Raw genomic sequence first — 519 nt, 5'->3', positions numbered from 1 at the left:
CAGGTATTGCGCCAGATGTGATTCGACATATCTTTCAGGACTTCTATACCACAGGTAAATCGGGCAGTTATGGCCTTGGACTACCGTTCTGTAAGAAAGTCATGCGTTCATTTGGTGGTAATATTAAGTGCATTTCCCAGCCGGGAGAGTGGTCACAGTTTACGTTGACTTTTCCGCCTATCACATCAGATACGGTAACGGAAATTAAAGATGAGCTGACCAAAATGAAATCGATTTTATTGGTCAGTAATCAAGACATTATCGTGCAAAAAATGGTAGATATTAGTCGCTTCATGGGATTTGATGTCACCGTTTTAGATGTAAAAAGCGTCTTTAAAAAGAAAGAATACGAGTTTGAATTTGACCTGATATTTGTCGATGTGGAAAGCCTTGATGTTTTAGAAAACCAATTAGACAGAATCGAATCGTTACTTTCATTTACTGAAGCGCGTGTGGTGTATCTTTTTGAGCACAAACCTGCGCAACGAGCTAAAAAAGTTGGCCAGGACCCGATTTGGG

1 protein-coding gene is annotated in these 519 nt (G+C 40.3%); it reads left to right on the top strand.

Going from position 1 to position 519, the window contains the following annotated elements; translation table 11 throughout:
- Positions 1 to 519: sensor histidine kinase (locus R7044_RS28020; RefSeq protein ID WP_225456356.1), on the top strand; the 519-nt coding region annotated here is incomplete at both ends.

Source organism: Vibrio sp. 1402 (assembly GCF_033340275.1).
The sequence above is the reverse complement of the archived record's forward strand: the minus strand, read 5'-3'. Positions and strand labels throughout refer to the sequence as shown.